Annotated in this window: 15 protein-coding genes, 2 tRNA genes and 1 pseudogene; 10 read left to right on the forward strand and 8 right to left on the reverse strand. The window is 67.8% G+C overall.

All coding sequences use genetic code 11. The features are described from left to right. Positions 1-117 precede the first annotated feature (117 nt). A tRNA-Arg gene (locus ACQ66H_RS01240) sits at positions 118-194 on the reverse strand. Positions 195-354: 160 nt separating this feature from the next. On the opposite strand from ACQ66H_RS01240, the gene ACQ66H_RS01245 reads away from it, so the two are divergent. Beyond that, the gene (locus tag ACQ66H_RS01245; protein WP_430432476.1) at positions 355-933 is read left to right on the forward strand and encodes a c-type cytochrome; all 579 of its coding nucleotides are present in this window, start codon (positions 355-357) and stop codon (positions 931-933) included. Between the two features lie 337 nt (positions 934-1,270). On the opposite strand, the gene ACQ66H_RS01250 is transcribed toward ACQ66H_RS01245, so the two are convergent. Then, positions 1,271-3,403, reverse strand: coding sequence for a UvrD-helicase domain-containing protein (locus ACQ66H_RS01250; protein WP_430432477.1), 2,133 nt, complete (start codon positions 3,401-3,403; stop codon positions 1,271-1,273). 124 nt (positions 3,404-3,527) lie between these two features. Between ACQ66H_RS01250 and ACQ66H_RS01255 the strand changes: the two genes are divergently transcribed. Then, positions 3,528-5,855, forward strand: a complete 2,328-nt coding sequence (locus ACQ66H_RS01255) for a Tex family protein (protein ID WP_430432478.1) — start codon at positions 3,528-3,530, stop codon at positions 5,853-5,855. A gap of 456 nt (positions 5,856-6,311) precedes the next feature. Here the strand turns inward: ACQ66H_RS01255 and ACQ66H_RS01260 are convergent, their stop codons facing one another. Beyond that, positions 6,312-6,992: a DUF4197 domain-containing protein gene (locus ACQ66H_RS01260; RefSeq protein ID WP_304006450.1), complete on the reverse strand. Its 681-nt coding sequence runs from the start codon at positions 6,990-6,992 to the stop codon at positions 6,312-6,314. Between the two features lie 26 nt (positions 6,993-7,018). On the opposite strand from ACQ66H_RS01260, the gene ACQ66H_RS01265 reads away from it, so the two are divergent. The 5 genes from ACQ66H_RS01265 to ACQ66H_RS01285 are packed head-to-tail and all read left to right on the forward strand — an operon-like array spanning position 7,019 to position 12,780. Further along, on the forward strand, positions 7,019-7,531 hold the full coding sequence (locus ACQ66H_RS01265) for a TlpA disulfide reductase family protein (RefSeq protein WP_430432479.1): 513 nt from the start codon (positions 7,019-7,021) through the stop codon (positions 7,529-7,531). An 8-nt stretch (positions 7,532-7,539) separates the two neighbouring features. Continuing rightward, on the forward strand, positions 7,540-8,766 hold the full coding sequence (locus ACQ66H_RS01270; RefSeq protein WP_430432480.1) for an efflux RND transporter periplasmic adaptor subunit: 1,227 nt from the start codon (positions 7,540-7,542) through the stop codon (positions 8,764-8,766). A 2-nt stretch (positions 8,767-8,768) separates the two neighbouring features. After that, positions 8,769-9,992 (forward strand): ABC transporter permease, encoded by a 1,224-nt coding sequence (locus ACQ66H_RS01275; protein WP_430432481.1) that lies wholly within the window; start codon positions 8,769-8,771, stop codon positions 9,990-9,992. Positions 9,993-10,002: 10 nt separating this feature from the next. Then, positions 10,003-10,689, forward strand: a complete 687-nt coding sequence (locus tag ACQ66H_RS01280) for an ABC transporter ATP-binding protein (RefSeq protein ID WP_430432482.1) — start codon at positions 10,003-10,005, stop codon at positions 10,687-10,689. Positions 10,690-10,746: 57 nt separating this feature from the next. Then, entirely contained in the window at positions 10,747-12,780 is a 2,034-nt protein-coding gene (locus tag ACQ66H_RS01285) for a site-specific recombinase (RefSeq protein ID WP_430432483.1), read from the forward strand. A 9-nt stretch (positions 12,781-12,789) separates the two neighbouring features. Here ACQ66H_RS01285 and ACQ66H_RS01290 read toward each other — a convergent pair whose 3' ends face one another. The 4 genes from ACQ66H_RS01290 to ACQ66H_RS01305 form a co-directional block, all read right to left on the reverse strand. Next, the gene (locus ACQ66H_RS01290; protein ID WP_430432484.1) at positions 12,790-13,836 is read right to left on the reverse strand and encodes an NYN domain-containing protein; all 1,047 of its coding nucleotides are present in this window, start codon (positions 13,834-13,836) and stop codon (positions 12,790-12,792) included. 300 nt (positions 13,837-14,136) lie between these two features. Next, positions 14,137-15,144: a DUF6976 family protein gene (locus ACQ66H_RS01295; protein WP_430432485.1), complete on the reverse strand. Its 1,008-nt coding sequence runs from the start codon at positions 15,142-15,144 to the stop codon at positions 14,137-14,139. 17 nt (positions 15,145-15,161) lie between these two features. Beyond that, entirely contained in the window at positions 15,162-15,896 is a 735-nt protein-coding gene (locus tag ACQ66H_RS01300; protein WP_304010775.1) for a hypothetical protein, read from the reverse strand. Between the two features lie 211 nt (positions 15,897-16,107). Continuing rightward, a tRNA-Leu gene (locus ACQ66H_RS01305) sits at positions 16,108-16,192 on the reverse strand. Between the two features lie 74 nt (positions 16,193-16,266). Between ACQ66H_RS01305 and ACQ66H_RS01310 the strand changes: the two genes are divergently transcribed. Then, positions 16,267-17,988 (forward strand): ABC transporter transmembrane domain-containing protein, encoded by a 1,722-nt coding sequence (locus ACQ66H_RS01310; RefSeq protein ID WP_430435582.1) that lies wholly within the window; start codon positions 16,267-16,269, stop codon positions 17,986-17,988. Positions 17,989-18,000: 12 nt separating this feature from the next. Here the strand turns inward: ACQ66H_RS01310 and ACQ66H_RS01315 are convergent, their stop codons facing one another. Then, complete coding sequence (locus ACQ66H_RS01315) at positions 18,001-19,287, reverse strand: diguanylate cyclase domain-containing protein (protein WP_430432486.1); 1,287 nt, start codon at positions 19,285-19,287, stop codon at positions 18,001-18,003. Between the two features lie 194 nt (positions 19,288-19,481). On the opposite strand from ACQ66H_RS01315, the pseudogene ACQ66H_RS01320 reads away from it, so the two are divergent. Both ACQ66H_RS01320 and ACQ66H_RS01325 read left to right on the forward strand, forming a co-directional pair. Beyond that, positions 19,482-19,805, forward strand: a pseudogene (locus ACQ66H_RS01320) (PhoD-like phosphatase N-terminal domain-containing protein); the annotation flags it as partial. 155 nt (positions 19,806-19,960) lie between these two features. Next, positions 19,961-21,160: an alkaline phosphatase D family protein gene (locus tag ACQ66H_RS01325; protein ID WP_430432487.1), complete on the forward strand. Its 1,200-nt coding sequence runs from the start codon at positions 19,961-19,963 to the stop codon at positions 21,158-21,160. Positions 21,161-21,184 lie beyond the last annotated feature (24 nt).

Raw genomic sequence — 21,184 nt, forward strand, 5'->3', positions numbered from 1 at the left:
CTGACATGTCGCATGGATGGTAGCGCACGTGGAACGCCGGCATTGCCACCGCCGCCGCCGGGGATGCCCACATGACAAAAAGGGCCGGATCGAAGTGATCCGGCCCTTTTGGAGAATTGGCGCGCCCGGCGCGATTCGAACGCACGACCCCTGCCTTCGGAGGGCAGTACTCTATCCAGCTGAGCTACGGGCGCATTGCGGGGCGGTGAAACAGCCCGCAGGCGGCGAAGGATAGCCGCTTTGCGCCTGCGCGTCCATGCGGGTGCTACGTCCGGGGCGCAGGCGGTGCCGGCTGCCGCTATAATGGCGCGTTCTGTTTTTCCAACCCTATCCAGGTCATCAGAGGAAGGCACCATGTCGGACGCGCACGAAGAGCACGAAACTCTCATCAAGACGCCGCAACAGCTGATCGCGGTGGTCGTACTGTCATTTGTGGTGTTTGTCGGTCTGGGCGTGCTGGTGGCCCAGTACGTGTCGTCCGGCTACAAGGGCGCCAGCAATCCTGATCCGGAAGTGGTGTCGCGCGCGATCCAGCCGGTCGCGCAACTCGCTCTGGGTGAGCCGGAAGCCAAGGGCCCTAAGACGGGCGAGCAGATCTACAAGGGCGCCTGTGCCGCCTGTCACGACGCCGGCATGGCCGGTGCGCCGAAGCTGGGCGACAGCGGCGCCTGGGCCAGCCGCATTGCCACCGGTCTCGATGCGCTGGTGAAGTCGGCGATCAACGGCAAAGGCGCGATGCCGGCCAAGGGCGGCAACGCCTCGCTGAGCGACGAAGAGATCACGCGCGCGGTCGCCTACATGGGCAACAAGGCGGGTGCGAACTTCGCCGAACCGAAGGCGGCCGATGCCGCTGCTGAACCGGCTGCCGCTGCCCCGGCCGCGCCGGTTGACGCTGCCGCCATCGCAGCGCCGGCATACGAAGAGAAGAAGTAAGCGCAGCGTCGCTGTAAAGAAAAGGCCCGCCGATCGGCGGGCCTTTTTTCGTCTGTGGCGGACGACATGAGCGGATAGCGGTGCGCCTGGCCCACGACCGGAGCGGATCTCTGGGGGAGAGAGCCTCCGACCACGGCAGCGGCCCGTATCGAAGCCTGAGAATGGCAGCGGCCGCGTCGCGGTCAGAAGACCGCTCCCACAGGGGTGTGGCGCCGGATCCACAGCCCGGGCTTCTGTGGGAGGGGGCCTCCGACCACGGCAGCGGCGCGTATCGAAGCCTGAGAATGGCGGCGGCCGTGTCGCGCTCAGAAGACCGCTCCCACAGGGGTGGGGCGCCCTATCCACGGCCTGAGCGCGGGACGGGGTTCTGTGGGAGGGGTCTTCTGACCCCGACAGCGGCCTGGGTCGGAGCCCGCTGTCTGTAGCGACCGCCTCGCGCGCGAGGTAAGCGCGACGCCGGTGAACCGCCCGCCGGCCCCTTGCCGGCCAGCAGTGCTTTCATCGCCTCCAGCCGCGCGACGTTGGTGGCGCGGTCTTCGGCAGTGGGCGCGGCGCCGTCCTTCTTCGGCCGCTGCACGTCCTCGCCCATTTCGGAAATGAAGCGCGACGGCTCGCAGTCGCGCGATTCGCGCCCGCTCTTGCGCCGCTCGCAGTGGCTCAGCGTCAGCGTGCGCTGCGCGCGCGTGATGCCGACGTACATGAGCCGGCGCTCTTCTTCGATCTTGCCGCCGTCGATGGATTCGCGGTGCGGCAGGATGCCCTCCTCCAGGCCGATCAGGAACACGTGCTTGTACTCCAGACCCTTCGACGCGTGCAGCGTCGATAGCTGCACCGCGTCGCGTTCCTCGCCGTCGTCACGCTTGTCCAGCATGGTGATCAGCGCGACGGTCTGCGTCAGCTCCATCAGCGTCTTGCCGTCTTCCTCACCCTTGCGTCCCATCCAGTTGACGAATTCGCGCACATTGTTCCAGCGCGTTTCCGCTTCCTTCGGCTCGAACTGTTCGAACAGCCAGGTTTCGTAGCCGATGCCGCGGAGCAGGTCTTCAAGCAAGAGGCGCGGTGCCTCGGTGCGGGCGCGCCATTCGAGCCGGTTGATGAAGTCGCCGAACTCGCGCAACGGCGTCAGCGCGCGCGCCGGCAGCGCCTGTTCGGCGCCGGTTTCGAACATCGCGGCGAACAGGCCGATGTGGCGTTCGCCGGCGTAGCGGCCGAGCGCTTCCAGACTCATGCCGCCGATGCCGCGCTTGGGCGTTGTCACCGCGCGGATGAATGCGGGGTCGTCGTCGCCATTGGCGATCAGCCGCAGATAGGCCATCACGTCCTTGATTTCGGCGCGGTCGAAGAAGCTCTGGCCGCCGCTGACGATGTAGGGAATTTTCTGCTCGCGCAGCGCCGTTTCGATCACCCGCGCCTGATGGTTGCCGCGGTAAAGCACTGCGTAGTCGCTGAACTTGCCGCGGTGTTCGAACTTGTGCGAGGCGATGCGCATGGCCACGCTCTCCGCCTCGTGCTCGGCGTCGCGCGCGATGAACAGCGTGATCGGATCGCCGCGGCCCATGTCGGACCACAGCTTCTTGTCGAACAGCTTTTCGTTGCGCGCGATCAGCGTGTTGGCCGCAGACAGGATGCGCTGCATCGAGCGGTAGTTCTGTTCGAGCTTGATCACCTTCAGCTTCGGGTAATCGGTCTGCAGATTGCGCAGGTTCTCGACGTCGGCGCCGCGCCAGGCGTAGATGGCCTGATCGTCGTCGCCGACCGCGGTGAAGGCGCCGCGATGCCCTGCGAGCAGCTTGACGATCTGGTACTGGCAGCTGTTGGTGTCCTGGTACTCGTCGATCAGCAGATAGCGCAGCCGGCGCTGCCAGCGTTCGAGCAGCTCTTCGTCGCTGGCGAGCAGGCGCGCCGGGATGCCGATCAGGTCGTCGAAATCGACCGCCTGGTAGGCGCGCAGCGTGCGTTCGTACTCTTCATAGACGCGGGCGGCCAGCGCCTCCATCTCGTCGGCGGCGTGCGACGCGGCGGCCGACGGAGGCAGCATCGCGTTCTTCCAGCCCGATATGCGCGACACCAGCGCGCGCAGCCGCGACTTCTCGGTTTCCTTCGAAATGTCGGACACGATGGCCGTGGCATCCGACGAATCGAGTATCGAGAAGGCGGGCTTGAGCCCGGCCGCCTTCGCTTCGGTGCGCAGCATTTTCACGCCGAGCGCGTGGAAGGTGGAAATGTTGAGCTGCTTGCCGGCGCGCCCTTCGAGCAGGTGCGAGGCGCGCTCCTGCATTTCCTTGGCCGCCTTGTTGGTGAAGGTGATGGCGGCGATGTTGCGCGGGTCGAAGCCGCACTCCTGCACCAGATAGGCGATCTTGCGCGTGATCACGCGCGTCTTGCCCGAGCCGGCACCGGCCAGCACCAGCAGTGGGCCGTCGAGATATTTCACCGCCTCGCGCTGAGGCGCGTTCATGTCGGACAGCATGTGGATCGCGGCATCGCGCGGACGGCGATGCCCAAGAAAGGTCAGGCCGCATTTTACCGGCTTGCGGCCGCCGCCTCGCGTGGGTATGGTTCGCGCCTCCCGTTGTCCATCCTGCCCGCTTCAAATGCTCCCACCGATCGAACAGCGGCTCGCCGCAGAACTGGGCGCACGCCCGCAACAGATCAACGCCGCCGTCGCCCTGCTGGACGAAGGCGCGACCGTGCCCTTCATTTCGCGCTACCGCAAGGAAGCCACCGGCGGCCTCGACGACACGCAACTGCGCCTGCTGGAGGAACGGCTCGGCTACCTGCGCGAGCTGGAAGAGCGCCGCGTCGCGGTGATCGCCAGCATCGACGAACAGGGCAAGCTCACGCCAGCGCTGCGCGCCGAGATCGAGAACGCCGACAGCAAGCAGCGGCTGGAAGATCTGTATCTGCCCTACAAGCAGAAGCGTCGCACCAAGGCGCAGATCGCGCGCGAAGCGGGCATCGAGCCGCTGGCCGACGCGCTGCTGGCCGACCCGACACTGACGCCGGAAGCCGAAGCCGCGAAGTTCCTGAACGCCGAAGCCGGCTTCGCCGACGCCAAGGCGGTGCTCGACGGCGCGCGGCAGATCCTGATGGAACGCTTCGCCGAGAGCGCGGAGCTCGTCGGCGCGCTGCGCGACTACGTGACCGAGCATGGCGTGGTCGTCGCCACGGTGGCGGACGGCAAGGACAACGACGCCGAAGCGGCCAAGTTCCGCGACTACTTCGCCTACCGCGAAAAGCTGGCCGACATTCCGTCGCACCGTGCGCTGGCGCTGTTCCGCGGTCGCAACGAAGAGGCGCTGCGGGTGAAGCTGGCGCTCGATACCGACCCGGAAGACGGCAGCCGCTCGCCCGAGCCCAACCCCTGCGAACGCCGCGTCATGACGCATGCCGGCATCCGCGACCAGGGCCGTGCCGCCGATCGCTGGCTGGTCAACACCGCGCGCTGGACCTGGAGCGTCAAGCTGTCGGTGCACATCGAGCTCGACCTGATGGGTGAGCTGCGCAGCCGTGCCGAACTGGAAGCGATCCGCGTGTTCGCCAAGAACCTGAAGGACCTGCTGCTGGCCGCTCCGGCCGGCCCGCGCGTCACCATGGGCCTGGACCCCGGCATCCGCACCGGCGTGAAAGTGGCGGTGGTCAACGCCACCGGCAAGCTGGTCGATACCGCCACCATCTACCCGCACGAGCCGCGCCGCGACTGGGACGGCTCGCTGCACACGCTGTCTGCACTCGCGCAGAAGCACGGCGTGCAACTGATCGCCATCGGCAACGGCACCGCCAGCCGCGAAACCGACAAGCTGGCGGCCGATCTGATCAAGCTGAAGCCGGAACTGGCGATGACCAAGATCGTCGTGTCGGAAGCGGGTGCTTCGGTGTATTCGGCGTCCGAACTGGCGGCGAAGGAATTCCCCGGTCTCGACGTGAGCCTGCGCGGCGCGGTGTCGATCGCCCGCCGGCTGCAGGACCCACTGGCCGAACTGGTGAAGATAGACCCCAAGGCCATCGGCGTCGGCCAGTACCAGCACGACGTGAGCCAGACCAAGCTCGCGCGCTCGCTCGACGCGGTGGTCGAGGACTGCGTCAATGCCGTGGGCGTCAACGTGAACACCGCGTCCGCCCCGCTGCTGGCGCGCATTTCCGGCCTGAACTCGACGCTGGCGCAGAACATCGTCGCCCACCGCGACGCGCACGGCGCTTTCCCCTCGCGCAAGGCCCTGCTGTCGGTGCCGCGCCTGGGCGACAAGACCTTCGAACAGTGCGCCGGCTTCCTGCGCATCATGAATGGCGACGATCCGCTGGATGCTTCGGCGGTGCATCCGGAAGCCTATCCGGTGGTCGAGCGGATACTGGCCGATGTGCAGAAGAAGGCGCGCGAGCTGATCGGCGACGCCGCCACGGTGAAGAAGCTGTCGGCGCAGAAATACACCGACGAGCGCTTCGGCCTGCCCACCGTGCAGGACATCCTGCGCGAACTGGAAAAGCCGGGCCGCGACCCGCGCCCGGAGTTCAAGACGGCCAGCTTCCGCGACGGCGTCGAGGACATGAAGGACCTCGAACCCGGCATGCAGCTCGAAGGCGTGGTGACCAACGTGACCAACTTCGGCGCCTTCGTCAACATCGGCGTGCACCAGGACGGGCTCGTGCACGTGTCGGCCATCGCCAACCGCTACGTGAAGGACCCGGCCGAAGTGGTGAAGGCGGGCGACATCGTCAAGGTGAAGGTGGTCGAGGTCAACCTGGCGCGCAAGCGCATCGCGCTGACCATGCGGCTGGGTGACGAGGTGGTGAGGAAGCCGGCCGGTGGAAGCCGCGACAACCGCGGCGCCCGCCCTGACCCGCGGGCGATGGCTAAAGCCAAGGAAGCGCCGGCCGCCAACAACGCGCTGGCCGCGGCCTTCGCGAAGGCCGCGAAGCGCTGAAGACGTCGCTGGCGCTTCATCCGAGAGTGCAGTCTTGATCGAAGCCGGCGGACTGCGGCGGCCGTGTCGCGGTCAGAAGACCGCTCCCACAGGGGCGGTGCGCCCGATCCACGACCTGAGATTGTGCGGGGGTTCTGTGGGAGGGGGCTTCTGACCCCGTCAGCATCGGGGGATCGAAGCCGGTGGTCTGCGACGGCCGCGTCGCGGCCAAGGCCGCTCCCACAGGAACGGCGCCTGTCGCTCATCAGGGCAAGCGCTCTGTGGGAGGGGGCTTCTGACCCCGACAGCAGCGGGGATCGAAGCCAGTGGTCTGCGACGGCTGCGTCGCGGCCAAGGCCGCCCCTTCATGGCAGATGCGTCAGATCCGCCATCGGGGTGGGGTTTCGTGGGAGCGAGCTTGCTCGCGATAGCGGCGTCGAGTGGGGCCGCTATCGCGGAGGACTGCCCGGTCCGCGCCTAGCGCAGCGCGCCGAACACCTTCTTCGCCAGACTGCCGGCAGCGCCGACCGGGTTCTTGCGGATCGCCTTCTCCTCTTCGGCCACCATCGTGAACAGGCCGTCCAGCGTCTTCTGCGTCACGTAGTTGTCGAGGTCGGCGTCTTCCTTGCTGATCACGCCATACTGCGCGCCCTTGGACGCAAACTTTTCGTAGCTCTTGGCCAGACCCACCTTGTCCATCGCCTTCTGCACGATGGGTTTGAAGCGTTCCTTCAGCTGGGCCGAGGTCTTGCCCTTGAAGTATTCGGTGCCCGCCGTGTCGCCACCGGTCAGAATCTTCTTCGCGTCCTCGACGCTCATGTCCTTGACCGCGCCGACCAGCAGTTCCTTCGCTTCCGGTACCGCCGCCTCGGCAGCGCGGTTCATCGCGGTGATCAGTTCGTCGGCCTGCTTCTTCATGCCGAAGGTGCGCATCAGCTTTTCCGCCTGACGCAGGCCGTCGGGCATCGGGATCTTCACCTTCGCGTTCTTCAGGAAACCGTCCTGCTTGCCCAGCAGATCGACCGCCTTCGACGCCCCCTGGGTCAACGCCTCTTTCAGGCCACCACCGGCGTCCTTGTCCGACAGGTCGGATAGTGACAATGCCCACACCTGGGTGCACATGACAAGACACGCCACAAAACCGACAATCGCACGCATGGTCGAAGCCCTCTGTGTTTGAACGAATGAAGATTATGGATCGCAAATGGGTATCACCGTTAGTGTTGCTGGCGCTGATTGCAGGGGTATGGCTGCTGCGCGGCGCCGGTCATCCGGAGCAGGTGCCGGCGCTGCAGGTCGCGCTGCTGGACGGTGGCCGGATCGACCTCGGTCACGCCGACGGAAAAGTGCGTCTGGTGAACTTCTGGTCCACCTCCTGCGGCCCCTGCATCAAGGGCATGCCGGGCCTGGCGGACACGCACCGGCGGCATGCCGCGCGTGGCTTCGAGGTGGTGGCAGTCGCCATGTCCTACGACGCGCCGAGCCATGTGCAGCATTTCGCGCAGCGCGAGAAGTTGCCGTTTCGCGTAGGCTTCGATCCGGTCGGTGAACTGGACCGCGGCTTCGGCGGCATCCGTGCGACGCCGACCAGCTTCCTCGTCGATCGCGATGGCCGCATCGTCAAACGCATCATCGGTAACCCGGATCACAGACAGCTCGACGCGCTGATCGACACACTGCTCCCGCCCGCTTCCTGACCCCTTCAATGAAAACCCGTCACCTGATCGCACTGCTGCTCGCCGCAGCGGTGCTCGTCGCATGGCTGTTCTGGCCGCGCGGCATCGCCGTCGATGTCGTCAAGGTCGAGCGTTCGCCACTGACCCAGAGCGTGGTCGCCACCGGCCGCATCGCCACGCCGTCGCGCATCGAACTGGGCACGCAGATCACTGCCATCATCGACGAGGTGACCGTGCGCGAGGGCGCGGCGGTGAAGGTGGGTGACCTGCTTGTGCGGTTGCGGGCGAGCGACGCCGACGCGGCGGTCGAACAGGCGCGCTCGCAGATTGCCGAAGCGCAGGCGCGTTTCACCCAGCTCGACGCGGTCGGCCTGCCGGTGGCCGAACAGGCGGTGAAGCAGGCCGAAGCGAATCTGCGCGTGGCCGAGGCCGAGTACCAGCGCGCCGAGGCGCTGGTGGCGCAGCAGTTCTTCTCGCCGTCGAAACTGGACGAGGCGGCGCGCCAGCTGGACAACGCGCGCGCCCAGCTGCGCACCGCGCAGGCGCAGCGCGACGCCAACACGGCGCGCGGCGCCGAACGTGTCAGCGCCCAGGCGCGGCTGGCGCAGGCACAGGCTGCGCTCGAGTCGGCGCAGGCACGCCGCGACCTGCTGACGCTGCGCGCGCCGGTCGATGCGCTGGTGATTGCGCGCGACGCTGAGCCGGGCGACGTCGCCCAGGCCGGCCGCGCGCTGCTGACGCTGGCCGAGAATGGCGAAACGCGCATCTACGCGACGCTGGACGAGAAGAACCTGCGCTATCTGCGGCTCGACGCCCGTGCCCAGGCCGTGGCCGATGCGTTCCCCGGCCAGCCCTTCGATGCCGTCGTCTATTACCTGTCGCCGGCCATCGACGCCCAGCGCGGCACGGTCGAGGTGCGGCTGCGCGTGACTGAGCCGCCGGCCTTCCTGCGGCCGGACATGACGGTATCGGTCGAGGTGGTGATCGGTCGCAAGGAGCAGGCGCTGTCGCTGCCGCTGGAGGCGGTGCGCGAGGTCGACAGCGCCGCGCCCTGGGTACTGGTCGCGCGCGACGGCGCAGCGGCGAAGGTGCCGGTGAACGTCGGTCTGCGCGGCGTCGGCCGCGTCGAGATCACCGACGGACTGGCCGAGGGTGAAGTCGCCATCATGCCGGCCGGCGGCGCGCTCGATGGCGACCGCATCCGCATCAAACCGGCGCGCGGTGCACCGGGCCCGACGCCCAATCTCGGTCGCTGACGATGGCGCGACCCAAGCTTCCGTTCGAGTTCCTGGTCGCGCTGCGCTTCCTGCGCGAGGGGCGCATGCAGACCGCGCTCATCCTGCTTGGCGTGACCGGCGGCGTCGCCGTCATCGTGTTCCTGTCGCAGCTGATATCGCAGCTGCAGGCCACCATCATCGACCGCGTGCTGGGCAGTCAGGCGCACGTCGTGATGCGGCCGCTCGAGGAAGTGAACCTGCGCGCCTCGACCGACCCGGCCAGCTCCGTGCTGGTCGAGCCGCGCGCGCAGCGCCTGCGTTCCATCGACCAGTGGGAAGCGATGGTGAAGCTGGCCGAGGCACAGCCGCGCGTGGTCGCCGTCTCGCCGGTGGTCAGCGGCCCGGCTTTCGCGTTGCGCGGGCGGGCCAGCAAGTCGGTGGCGCTAGTCGGCGTCGAGCCGGACCGCTACCGCCGCATCGTCAAGATGGATACCTATATGACGCGCGGGCAGTTCCAGGTTGACGGCACGAACGCCATCATCGGTATCGAACTGGCGAAGGATCTCGGCGTCACGGTGGGCGACAAGATGTTCCTGCGCGCCGCTGGCGGGCGCGACGAACTGCTGCAGATCACCGGCCTGTTCGACATCGGCAACAAGGATCTGAACCGGCGCTGGGTATTCACCACCATGAAGCTCGCGCAGTCGCTGCTGGACCTGCCGGGCGGCGTGTCGAACATCGACATCACGGTGGCCGACATCTTCGACGCGCAGGACGTGAGCGAGCGTCTGCAGGCCGGCAGCGGGCTGACCGTCAACAGCTGGATGACGACCAACTCGCAGCTGCTGGCCGCATTGCGCAACCAGACCGTATCGAACAACCTGATCCGCGGCTTCGTCGTCGTCATCGTGGCGCTCGGCATATCGAGCGTGCTGGTGGTGAGCGTGGTGCAGAAGCAGAAGGAGATCGGCATCCTGCGCGCGATGGGCACCAGTTCGAACCGCGTGATGGGCATCTTTCTGCTGCAGGGCGGGCTGGTTGGTTTCGTCGGCGCGCTGTCCGGTGTCGCGCTGGCCTGGGGTCTGCTGCAGTTCTTCTCCAGCGTCTATCGCACCGGCGACGGCGCGCCGCTGTTCCAGCCGCAGCTGGATACCGGCATTGCGCTGTCGGCGGCGCTGATCGCGCTGGTGGTCGGTGTGCTGGCGGCGCTGATTCCGGCGCGGCGCGCGGCCAAGATGGACCCGGTGCAGGCGATTCGTGCATGAGGTGCGGCGCATGAACGCCATCGTGTCGCTGCGGGGCCTGCGCAAGTCCTATGGCGTCGGTACGCCAGTGGAAACGGAGGTGTTGCACGGCCTCGACTTCGAACTGGCCGAGGGCGAGTTCTGCGCGCTGATCGGCCCCAGCGGCTCCGGCAAGAGCACGCTGCTCAACCTGATCGGTCTGCTCGAACGCCCGACCTCGGGCGAGCTCGCGATTGCCGGCAGCGAGACGCGCGGCCTGTCCGAACAGGCGCTGACCGTGCTCCGTGGCCGTCATATCGGCTTCGTATTCCAGTTCCATCATCTGCTGCCGGCCTTCAGCGCGCTGGAAAATGTCATGATGCCGTCCATCATCGAGCACGGTGTTGCCACCGCGCAGGCCGAGGCGGTGGCTTTCGACCTGCTCGATCGCGTCGGTCTGAAGGGTCACGAGCACAAGAAGGCCAACCAGATGTCCGGCGGTCAGCAGCAGCGGGTGGCGATCGCGCGCGCACTGTCGCTGTCGCCGCGGCTGATACTGGCCGATGAACCGACCGGAAATCTGGACACTCACACGGCGGATGATATTTTTGCGCTGCTGCGCGAATTCAATCGAGAACGCGGCAGCGCCTGCCTCATCGTGACGCACGACCCGCGTCTGGCGGCGCGCTGCGACCGCCGCATCGAACTGGTCGATGGCCGCATCGCCCGCGGCGACTGAACGCCGCGCGGGGCGGCGCGCCGACCCCGATCCACATTCCGCTATTCCGCTTCGATCATGACGACACACAGCACTGCCTACGTCGCCGAACTGACTGCGCTGCTCGAAGAGGTGGCGCGCCACACCAACGACACCACCGGCGAGCGGCTTGCCCGGTTGATCACTCTGATGCGCCCCGGACGACGTGACGGCGTCGAGGTTGCCGAGTCGCGTTTCCGCGCGCTGCTGCGCCTGCTCGGCGCGCGAGCGGAACTGGCCGGCGCGCTGTCGGCCCATCTCAACGCGGTGCTTGCCGCGCGCATGCACCGCACGCTGTATGCCGAATCCGGCGTGCTCGCCAACCAGGGTTTCTTCAGCGGTCTGAGCAGTCGCCTGCTCGGCCGCATGCTGCCGCCGGCGGTCGGTGCCGACTTCCTGCGCGACCTGTTCAGCGAGGTGTTCGACGACGCCGGCGACGGCGAGTGGATGAGCGCCATTCCGCGCGAGGACTGGCAGGCGCTGCTCGATCTGCTGCAAGTGACCGGCGATGCTTTCGCACCGGCGCGTCGCCAGATCCGGCACGAGCTGTTCGAAGCGATGCGCATGGCTTCGCACCGGCTGGCGGCGCTCGGCATGGAGCCGGCGTTGCTGCGCTATCTGCCGGCACTGGCGCGGCACGAGTCGCCCTTCCTCGCGCAGAGCGACGAGGTACGCGCTTTCATCGCCCGTCATACCGACAGCGACGAGGTGCTGCCACACGACGGCCACCTCGAAGTGCTGCTCGAACAGTGCGTGAGCTATGTCGACACCATCCGGCGCCGTTCGCGCGAGGCGGGCGTCGGCGTGAACCTGGTGTTCGTGCTGGCGCGCATCGAACAGATCACCGGCCGGCTGCGCCTGCTGCGCATGCTGGTGCTGCCCGATCCCACCGTCGATGCGCCGACCCTGCGCGCCCGTGCGATCGATTTCTTCCTCTGTCTGGTGCGCCAGGAAACCCGCCGCAACAGCGTGCGTGACCTGTTCTCGGGCACCACCGAACTGCTGGCGCGGCGCGTGACCGAACAGGCCAGCAAGTCGGGCGAGCACTACGTGACCGAAAGTCGCGCCGAGTTCTTCGGCATGTTCCGCGCCGCCGCCGGTGCCGGCCTGATCATCGGCTGCATGGCGCTGATCAAGATCGTGACCGGCAAGCTCGGTCTGCCGCCGGTGTGGCTGGCGGTTGTCCATAGCCTGGACTACGGCCTCGGTTTCGTGCTGATCCACATCCTGCACCTGACCGTTGCCACCAAGCAGCCGGCGATGACCGCCGCCACGCTGGCCGCCGCGCTCGACGGCAAGCAGAACCGCGACGCGCGCCTTGGCGTGCTGGCGGATCTGGCCGCACAGGTCAGCCGCACGCAGTGGATATCGATCGCCGGCAATGTGTCGATCGGCTTCCTGACTGCGATGTCGATTGCGATGGTCGGCGGCACCTTCCTCGACTGGCACCCGGTCGATCCGGTCAAGGGCGCGCACCTGCTGCACGACCTGCATCCGCTGCTCAGCATGGCCATTCCGCACGCGGCGATCGCCGGCGTCTTCCTGTTCCTCAGCGGTCTCATTTCGGGCTACTACGACAACCAGTCGCTGTATCACCGGGTACCGGAGCGGCTGCGCCGCGTGAAATGGCTGCGGGCGCTGCTGGGCGAAGCGCGACTGAACCGGCTGGCCAACTACGTCGAACACAACCTCGGTGCGCTGATGGGGAATTTCCTGTTCGGCTGCATGCTGGGCAGCACACCCATCATCGGGCAGTTGCTGGGGCTGCCGCTGGACATCCGCCACGTCGCCTTCGCGTCGGCCAACCTCGCCTACGGCACGCACGCGCTCGGCTTCGATCTCGACTGGCACACCATCGCGGTCGGTGCGCTCGGCGTGATGCTGATCGGTCTGACCAACCTCATCGTCAGCTTCAGCCTGGCGATGAAGGTGGCGCTGCGCTCGCGCGGCATCGAGCCGGAAGACACGCGCGGCCTGTCGGTCAAGCTGGCCCGTCGTTTCCTGACCCGGCCGCGCGATTTCTTCTGGCCGCCGCGGCAGGACTCGACCGCCGCCGACGAAGCGCGCGGCTGAAAGCGGCGCTCAGGACTGCGGCGCTTCGCCTTCCGGCTTGCGGGTCCGGCTGCGGCGCGGCGCGCGCGGCTTCGCCGGTTTGGCTTCGGTCGGCTCGACTGGCGCTTGCGCGGCAGCTGCAGGCGTTTCGGTCGGCGCGGGCGCCGCCGTCTCGGCGGCCGGCTTGGCCTTGCGTTGCGGGCGGCTGCGGCGCGACTTGGCCGGCGCCTCGCCGGTGGCCTCCGGAGTGCCGTCCGCAGCCGGCTCGGGCAGCAGTTCGAGCTGCTTGTCGGCCGCTCGCTCGATCAGCTGCACCTGCGCCTGACCGTTGTCGCCCTTGCGCAGGCGGAACAGTTCCGGATGGCTTTCCAGCAGACCGGACAGGCTGGCGTGGCCGTAATCCTTGTGACTGAAGCCCGGCTCGTACTGGCGCACGATCTGGCCGACGCGGCCGATGCCGGCCCAGCCGCTGTCCTCGTCGGTGGCCGACCGGATGCCCTGCGACAGCAGTTCGAGGATCTGCGCGTCAGGTTGCGCGTTGCGCGGCCGACGCGGTGTCTGTTCCGGGCGCGCAGCGGCGGCGCCGGAGGATGCCGCAGGTTTCTTCTTCTGCGCCGAAGCCGGCGGCGATGCGCGCATGTCGTCGGTGAACACGAACTCCTCGCAGGCGCGCTGGAAGGCGACCGGTGTCGTGCGGCGGCCGACGCCCATCACGAACAGGCCGCTTTCCTGGATGCGGCGTGCCAGCGAAGTGAAGTCCGAATCGCTGGACACGATGCAGAAGCCATCGACCAGACCGGAGTGCAGCAGGTCCATCGCGTCGATGATCATCGCGCTGTCGGTCGCGTTCTTGCCGCCGACGATGCGGAACTGCTGGATCGGCCGGATCGAGTGATCGAGCAGGTGCGCTTTCCAGCTGGTCATGTTGGGCGAGGTCCAGTCGCCGTAGATGCGGCGCACGGTGACGCGGCCGCGCGAGGCGGCGGCCAGCAGGACGGGCTGGATCAGCGAAGGCTGCGCGTTGTCGGCGTCGATGACGAGCGCGAGGCGGCGCGGCTGGGAGGAGGAGTCGTTCATGCGGGATGCGATGCTGGACGGGAAAGCGGCATGCTACGCCAATCGGCGCCGGCCGCGGATCGGACGAGGGCTCTGTGGGAGGGGTCTCGACCCCGACGGCGGCCTGGATCGAAGTCTGCGGACCGCAGCGGCCGAGTCGCGGCCAAGGCCGCTCCCACAGGGAGATGTGCCCTACCCGCGGTCGGCGCCCGGGCGGGGATTCTGTGGGAGGGGTCTTCTGACCCCGACAGCCGCCTCAATCGAGGCCTGCTTAAGGCAGCCGGCCGAGTCGCGGCCAGGGCCGCTCCCACAAGAGCGCGCTCAGCCCTCGATGGTCAGATACACCAGCGTCTGGTTCAGCAGCTGGTAGGCCACTTCGCCGAAGGTCATCGGGCCCAGCATGGCCGGCACGCGCTTGCCTTCGAGCTCGCTGTACAGGTAGTTGAGCACGCAGTTGCAGCTGAAGCCGATCGGACCGGTCTGCCCCGGCAGCGCGGTGTGGAAGGCGCTGACGTAGTCCGGCACCGGCGCCGCGAAGCGGTACTCGATGTCGTCGAATACCGGTGCGTAGAAATCGACCGTGCCCTTGCCGGCATCGACCGACTTGATGCTCACGTTGATCATCGCGCCGCTGTAGTCGGCGACCAGCGGCAGCTTGGTGTCGATCGCGCGCGAACTCACGTACTGCGCGAAGTTGCCGGGCTGACCGTTGATCAGGCATTCGGTCGCGCTGAAACCCTTGGCCGGGAAACGGATGCGGTCGCCTTCGCCCTGAGTGAACAGGTTGATGATGTCGATCTGCGCGTACTTGTTCTCGGGCAGCGGCACGTGCATCACCAGTGCCCGTTCGCCGTCGAATTCCAGCGTTTCGCCATTGACCACCAGCGGGCTGGCGCGGCCGAGATCCGACAGGTGAATGCCGGATATCCAGCCGACCAGCGGCTTCAGGTACATGTCCTCGTAGCCGGGCGCGTTGCGTGCGAACAGCGAATGCACGGCCGAGAACGCGGGCATCACGATGATGGAAAAACCGTTCTCCGGCGCGTCGGCGCAGACGCGTTCGAGGCTGATCTGGTCGTAGAAGCGGATCATCGGGAGGCCGTTGATCACCGGCACCTGCGCGACATAGAGCTGGTCGCGCGTGGTGACGCCGCCGTCCTGGCCCATGAAGTACGGAATGGTGCCGCCGATCCAGTGGCCGCGCGGCAGCTGGCGCAGCAGCGCCTCGTCGCCGGCGACGCTGAAATGACCACCGCCGCGGATCAGGGCCGTCGCTTCGGACAGCCCCATCATGCGTCCGCTCACGGCGGACGTGTTCTGAGTCGTCATGTAAGTCTGTCCGGGAATCAGTGCGTGCGCAGTTGCGCCAGTTCGTGGCCCAGCATGCGGGCGTTCTTGACGAAGTAGCGGTGCAGCTCGCGCAGCTTGAGCATGCGCACCTCGTCGTCGGTGATCACCTCCATCTGGCTGCGCAGGCGGGTCATCAGCAGTTTCAGACTGAGCGCACGGATGTCGATGTCGCGCTGGCCTTCGATCAGCTGCAGCCAGACCGGATCGGCCACGTCGGGAATGTCGTCGTCGGACGCCGCGGCGGGCGGCGCACCGGGATCAGCGGCGGGCTGCAGGGGGGCCGCGGCGGATGCCTTCGACGGTTCGGCGATCGCCGCCTTGCCCTGGTCGAGCGCGAACTTGAACTTCCACAGTTCCTGCAGCGGAATGCCGGTGATGGCGCAGATGCCGTTCAGCGAAACACCTTCGTTGAACAGTGCGAACACCTGTTTGGACAGCGCCTGCGAGAAGGGCATGTCGGCCGGGCCGGCCCACGGGAGCGAGCTCAGATCGGCGTTGGGCGGCGCCAGCACGCGCAGATGACAGCGCCAGCCGGCGAGATCGATGTGACGCCAGACGCGCTCTGCTGCCTCCGGCTCCTGCTTGCGCGCCAGGCCGAACCAGCCGCGCTGAACTTCGAGGCCTATCCATGCGTCGATGCGGCGGGCACCCGGATCGAAACGGAAATCGCGTACCGTCCACGGTTCGTTCAACTGCAGCAAGCGTCCCAGCAGGACCTTGTCCAACGCCATCGCTGTCTCCTTCTCCGACCTCGTCCGCCTCCCGCTCGTTGTCAGGAAGTCTTGATTTGGGTTGATTGGCTCGGAATTGCGACGCGCATAGTAACAAAGCGCGCGGACAGCCAGCAGCGCACTGCAGCACGGTAAGCTGCGGCAGGTTCAATGACATGGGATTCTCCCGATCCGGACGGTTCGGGATGAGCACCGGAAGGTGCTGAAGGTGTGGTGCGCGGAGAGAGACTCGAACTCTCACGCCTTGCGGCACTGCCCCCTCAAGACAGCGCGTCTACCAATTTCGCCACCCGCGCACTTGGGTAGGGGCGCGAATATACAACAAAAAGGATGATTCTGCGTGAGTGATTTACGCCGTGCCCGGCACGTGATGTGGGAACTGGTGAAGCCGCACCGCGGCCGTCTGGCGCTGGCGGCGCTCGGTCTGGTGCTGGCCGCCAGTTCGGCGCTGGCGCTGGGTCAGGGTCTGCGCAGCGTGATCGACCAGGGTTTCGCCGCCGGCGATCCGCAGTGGCTGGACCGCGCGCTGGCCGGCACGCTGGGGCTGGTCGTGCTGCTGGCCGGCGCCACCTGGCTGCGCTTCTACAACGTGTCCTGGCTGGGCGAACGGGTCGCGGCCGACCTGCGCACGCGGGTGTATGCCCACCTGCTGACCCTGCCGCCCTCCTTCTTCGAGGCCGGCCGTACTGGCGAAGTCATTTCCAGGCTGACCAACGACACCGCGCAGATCGAAAACGTGGTCGGATCGACCCTGTCGATCGCGCTGCGCAACACGCTGATGCTGGCCGGCGGCTTGGTCATGCTGGGGCTGACCAGTGGCCGGCTGACGCTATTGGTGCTGGCCGGCGTGCCGGTGGTGGTGGCGCCCATCGTCATCTTTGGCCGCCGCGTGCGCGGGCTGTCGCGCGAGCGACAGGCGCGGGTGGCCGACCTCGGCACCCATGTCGATGAGAGCGTGCACGCCATCCGCATCGTGCAGGCCTGCGGTCACGAGGCGGCCGACCGCACGCATTTCGCGGCGCTGGTCGAGCGCAGCTTCGACACCGGCGTGCGCCGCTACCGCCACACGGCGGTGATGATCGTCATGGTCATCCTGCTGGTGTTCGGCTCGGTCGCTCTGATCCTGTGGGTGGGCGGCCACGACGTGCTGGCCGGGCGGCTCAGCGCCGGCGAACTGTCGGCCTTCGTGTTCTACGCCGCCATCGTCGCCAGTTCGGTCGGTGCGCTGTCCGAGGTGTGGGGCGAACTGCAGCGCGCCGCCGGCGCCACCGAGCGCCTGATCGAACTGCTCGATACGCAGCCGGACATCGCGGCACCGGCCGACCCGCAGCCGCTGCCGCAGCCACCGCGCGGCGACATCGCCTTCCGCGGCGTGCGTTTCTGCTACCCGAGCCGGCCGGACATTCCGGCGCTCGACCGCTTCGACCTGACGGTACGCGCCGGCGAGACGGTGGCGCTGGTCGGGCCGTCGGGCGCGGGCAAATCCACGCTGTTCCAGCTGCTGCTGCGCTTCTACGATCCGCAGGCCGGCAGCGTCAACATCGACGGCGTGCCGCTGGCGCAGGCCGACCCGGCCGCCGTGCGTGCGCGCATCGCGCTGGTGCCGCAGGAGGCCGTCATCTTCGCCGCCAGCGTGGCCGACAACGTGCGCTATGCGCGGCCGGAAGCGAGCGACGACGAAGTGCGCGCTGCCTGCGAGGCCGCTTTCGCCGACGCCTTCATCCGCCAGCTTCCGGGCGGCTATGACAGCCCGCTCGGCGAACGCGGCGTGCGCCTGTCCGGCGGCCAGCGCCAGCGCATCGCGATCGCCCGCGCCATCCTGGCCGACCGCCCGATACTGTTGCTGGACGAAGCCACCTCAGCGCTCGATGCCGAAAGCGAGCGCATGGTGCAGGCCGCACTGGCACCGCTGATGGCCAGCCGCACGACGCTGGTGGTGGCGCACCGTCTGGCCACCGTGCAGCGCGCCGACCGCATCATTGTGCTAGACCACGGCCACGCCATCGAATCCGGCACCCACGCAGAACTGCTGGCGCGCAACGGCCTGTACGCACAGCTGGCAAGGCTGCAGTTCATCGACGACGGCGCTTGAGCGCGCCAGCGCTCAGCGCCGCCGCTTGGCTGCGTACATCGCGGCGTCGGCGATCAGCAGCAGATCCTTCGCGCTGTCGCCGTTCTCCGGCCAGCGGGCGATGCCGATGCTGGCGCCGACAGTGAGTTCGTGGCCGTCCATCGTCACCGGTCTGGCCAGTACATCGCGGATCTTGTCGGACACCTTCTCGGCGTCCTCCATGCGGCGCACGTCGGCCAGCAGCACGACGAACTCGTCGCCGCCGATGCGCGCCACCGTGTCGGCCTCGCGCACGCACAGGCGCAGGCGCTGTGCGACGTCGTGCAGCAGTACGTCGCCGGCGGCGTGGCCCAGAGTGTCGTTCACTTCCTTGAAGCGGTCGAGGTCGAGGTAGAGCAGGGCGAGCCTGCCCTTGGTGCGCCGCGCGGCGGCGATCGCCGTTTCGATGCGGTCATGCAGCAGCGCGCGATTGGGCAGGCCGGTCAGACCGTCGTACTGCGCCATGCGGCGCAGTCGCGTCTGCAGTTGCATGCGTTCGAGCGCGGTGGCGATCTGGGTGGCGACGAAATTCAGCAGTTCGCGGTCGCGTTCGGTGAACACTGCGGCGCCCGGGGCGCGTTTCAGCGCCAGCGCGCCGAGGCAGCCGTCGGCCGACACCAGCGGCGCGCCGAGCCAGGTCTCGCCGCGTTCGCCCGCCATCAGTCGGGTTTCGCCGCGCGCCACCACGTCGGCACAGAAATCGATACACCGCGACGGCAGACCGTCAACCGGATCGCCGTGCGCGTCGGCCGCGTAGGCGATGTTGAGCGCGCCGTCGATCTCGTTGCGCACGCCCACCATCATGCGCTCGGCCGGCAGCAGGTCGGCGACGATGCGATGCGCGCGTGCCAGCAGGTCGAACAGGTCGGTCGCCACGTGCGCCGCCTCGGACATCGCGTACATCGCCGCCTGCATGTCGCCAGCACGCTTGCGTGCAGTGATGTCGTGCGCGATCGCCACGCGCAGCCGTTCGCTTTCCGACCAGCGCGCCGACCACAGGATGTGCACGATGGCGCCGTCCTTGCGCACGTAACGGTTCTCGAAGCTGAGCTTGGGGTCGCCCGACATGATTTCGGCCGCCGCGCGCAGCGTGCGTTCGCGGTCTTCCGGCAGCACCAGGTCGATCATCCGGCGGCCGATCACCTCGTCGCAGCTGTAGCCGAAGATGCGCTCGAAGGCGGCGCTGACAAATACGAAGTGCCCGAACTCGTTGACGACGCATACGGCGTCGAGCAGGAGGTCCATTACGGCTTCGAGTGGGGCGGTGCGTCGTCTGTCCATGACCGGGAAAATACCGCGGGCGGCCGATGCGGCGCACGATTTTCGGTCAATTTGCGCAAACCGGGTGAACGATGTGCGCCGTCGCCGCCGATAGTCTGAACGGACCACGAGCGGCTGCGTCGCGCAGATGCGGCCTGTAATGTCGGCAAACAACACTGTGCGGCCTTCGCATTTCCGTATCGCGCCGACCGTACATGACCACGTCCCCGACCAGCCGCCGCAAGTTCATCGGCACCCTCGGCGCCGCCGCGCTCGCCGCGCCGGCCCTTCTTTCCGGCTCGACCGCGCAGGCCGCCGCCGCGCCCTTCGTTCATGGCATCGCCAGCGGCGACCCGCTGGCCCGCCGCGTCATCCTGTGGACCCGCATTACCGCGCCGGGCGACGCCCAGCCGCGCGTGTTCTGGGAAGTGGCGATCGATGCCGCATTCAGCCGTGTCGTGCGCAGCGGCCTGTTCCGCACCAATGCGACGCGCGACTTCACGGTGAAGATCGACGTCGATGGCCTGCGCCCGGACACGCGCTACCACTACCGCTTCACCTACGGCAGCCAGCGCTCGCCGGTCGGTCGCACGCGTACCTTGCCCGAGGGCGCGGTTGACCAGGTGAAGCTCGCTGTTTTTCGTGCTCGAACTTCCCGGCCGGCTACTTCCACGCCTACGCCGAAGCGGCGCGCATGGACGACCTCCATGCCGCGCTGCATCTCGGCGACTACATCTACGAATACGGCCGCGGCGGGTATGCCACCGACGACGCCGCAGCGCTTGGCCGCGAAGTGCTGCCGGCGGGCGAGTGCATCACGTTGGCCGACTACCGCACCCGTCACGCGCTGTACCGCGGTGATCCCGGCCTGCAGGCGCTGACCGCCGCGGTGCCGCTGATCGCGGTCTGGGACGATCACGAGGTGTGCAACAACACCTTCGTGTCCGGCGCCGCCAATCACACGCCGGCCACCGAAGGCCCTTACGCCGACCGTCGCGCTGCTGCGCTGAAGGCCTATCACGAGTGGCTGCCGGTGCGTACGCCGGACACCGCCGACCTGCGCCGCATCTACCGCTCCTTCGACTTCGGCGACCTGCTGTCGCTGCACATGCTGGAAACCCGCCTGCTGGCGCGCACCGAACAGCTCGCCTTCGGCGATTTCGTCGGCCCCGACGGCATCAATGCCGACGCACTGCGCGCGGCGATCGGCGACGACAGCCGGCAGATGCTGGGCAGCGTGCAGCAGGCCTGGCTGGAACAGCAGATGGCCGATTCGACCGCGACCTGGCAGGTGCTGGGCCAGCAGGTGCTGATGGCGCGCGCCGAAATTCCGGCCGCCATCGCGCTCGACCAGATCTCGATCGCCAACTGGATCGCGCTGAACGACAAGGCGGCGACGCAGCCGGAGGCGCTCACCCGTGCCGAGCGCTACATCCTCGGCCAGCCGTCGATCCCGCGCAGCACCGACGCCTGGGGCGGCTACGAAGCAGCGCGCGAGGCGGTCTACGCCGCTGCGCGCCGGCTCGACAAGAACCTGGTCGTGGTCGCCGGCGACACGCACAACGCCTGGGCGAGTGACCTGGTCAACGCCGCCGGTAACCGCATCGGCGTCGAGTTCGCCACACCTGGCGTGTCGTCGCCCGGCATGGAAGTCACGCGCCGCACCGACGCGCCCGAGGTGGTCGCGCAGTGGATGGTCGACACCATTCCCGACCTCAAGTACGCCGAAACCGGTCACCGCGGTTTCATGGTGCTGACCGCCACGCGCGATGAGTGCCGCGCCACCTGGTACTTCGTCAGCACCGTCAAGTCCCGCCAGTACACGCTCAGCGAAGGCGCCACCGTGCGCACGCTGCCCGGCAGCGCCCAGCGCGCGCTGTTGCCGCTTGCATGAACACGAACCCACCGCACCTCACGG

Origin of the sequence: Methyloversatilis sp. (assembly GCF_965284615.1) — a bacterium.
In the GTDB taxonomy this organism is placed as follows: Bacteria; Pseudomonadota; Gammaproteobacteria; order Burkholderiales; family Rhodocyclaceae; genus Methyloversatilis.

Bases quoted from the DNA above. Each gene is read 5' to 3' on its own strand.
- ACQ66H_RS01245 (WP_430432476.1), top strand. From the start codon at position 355: ATGTCGGACGCGCACGAAGAGCACGAAACTCTCATCAAGACGCCGCAA.
- ACQ66H_RS01250 (WP_430432477.1), bottom strand. From the start codon at position 3,403: ATGCTGTCCGACATGAACGCGCCTCAGCGCGAGGCGGTGAAATATCTC.
- ACQ66H_RS01255 (WP_430432478.1), top strand. From the start codon at position 3,528: ATGCTCCCACCGATCGAACAGCGGCTCGCCGCAGAACTGGGCGCACGC.
- ACQ66H_RS01260 (WP_304006450.1), bottom strand. From the start codon at position 6,992: ATGCGTGCGATTGTCGGTTTTGTGGCGTGTCTTGTCATGTGCACCCAG.
- ACQ66H_RS01265 (WP_430432479.1), top strand. From the start codon at position 7,019: ATGAAGATTATGGATCGCAAATGGGTATCACCGTTAGTGTTGCTGGCG.
- ACQ66H_RS01270 (WP_430432480.1), top strand. From the start codon at position 7,540: ATGAAAACCCGTCACCTGATCGCACTGCTGCTCGCCGCAGCGGTGCTC.
- ACQ66H_RS01275 (WP_430432481.1), top strand. From the start codon at position 8,769: ATGGCGCGACCCAAGCTTCCGTTCGAGTTCCTGGTCGCGCTGCGCTTC.
- ACQ66H_RS01280 (WP_430432482.1), top strand. From the start codon at position 10,003: ATGAACGCCATCGTGTCGCTGCGGGGCCTGCGCAAGTCCTATGGCGTC.
- ACQ66H_RS01285 (WP_430432483.1), top strand. From the start codon at position 10,747: ATGACGACACACAGCACTGCCTACGTCGCCGAACTGACTGCGCTGCTC.
- ACQ66H_RS01290 (WP_430432484.1), bottom strand. From the start codon at position 13,836: ATGAACGACTCCTCCTCCCAGCCGCGCCGCCTCGCGCTCGTCATCGAC.
- ACQ66H_RS01295 (WP_430432485.1), bottom strand. From the start codon at position 15,144: ATGACGACTCAGAACACGTCCGCCGTGAGCGGACGCATGATGGGGCTG.
- ACQ66H_RS01300 (WP_304010775.1), bottom strand. From the start codon at position 15,896: ATGGCGTTGGACAAGGTCCTGCTGGGACGCTTGCTGCAGTTGAACGAA.
- ACQ66H_RS01310 (WP_430435582.1), top strand. From the start codon at position 16,267: ATGTGGGAACTGGTGAAGCCGCACCGCGGCCGTCTGGCGCTGGCGGCG.
- ACQ66H_RS01315 (WP_430432486.1), bottom strand. From the start codon at position 19,287: ATGGACAGACGACGCACCGCCCCACTCGAAGCCGTAATGGACCTCCTG.
- ACQ66H_RS01325 (WP_430432487.1), top strand. From the start codon at position 19,961: ATGGACGACCTCCATGCCGCGCTGCATCTCGGCGACTACATCTACGAA.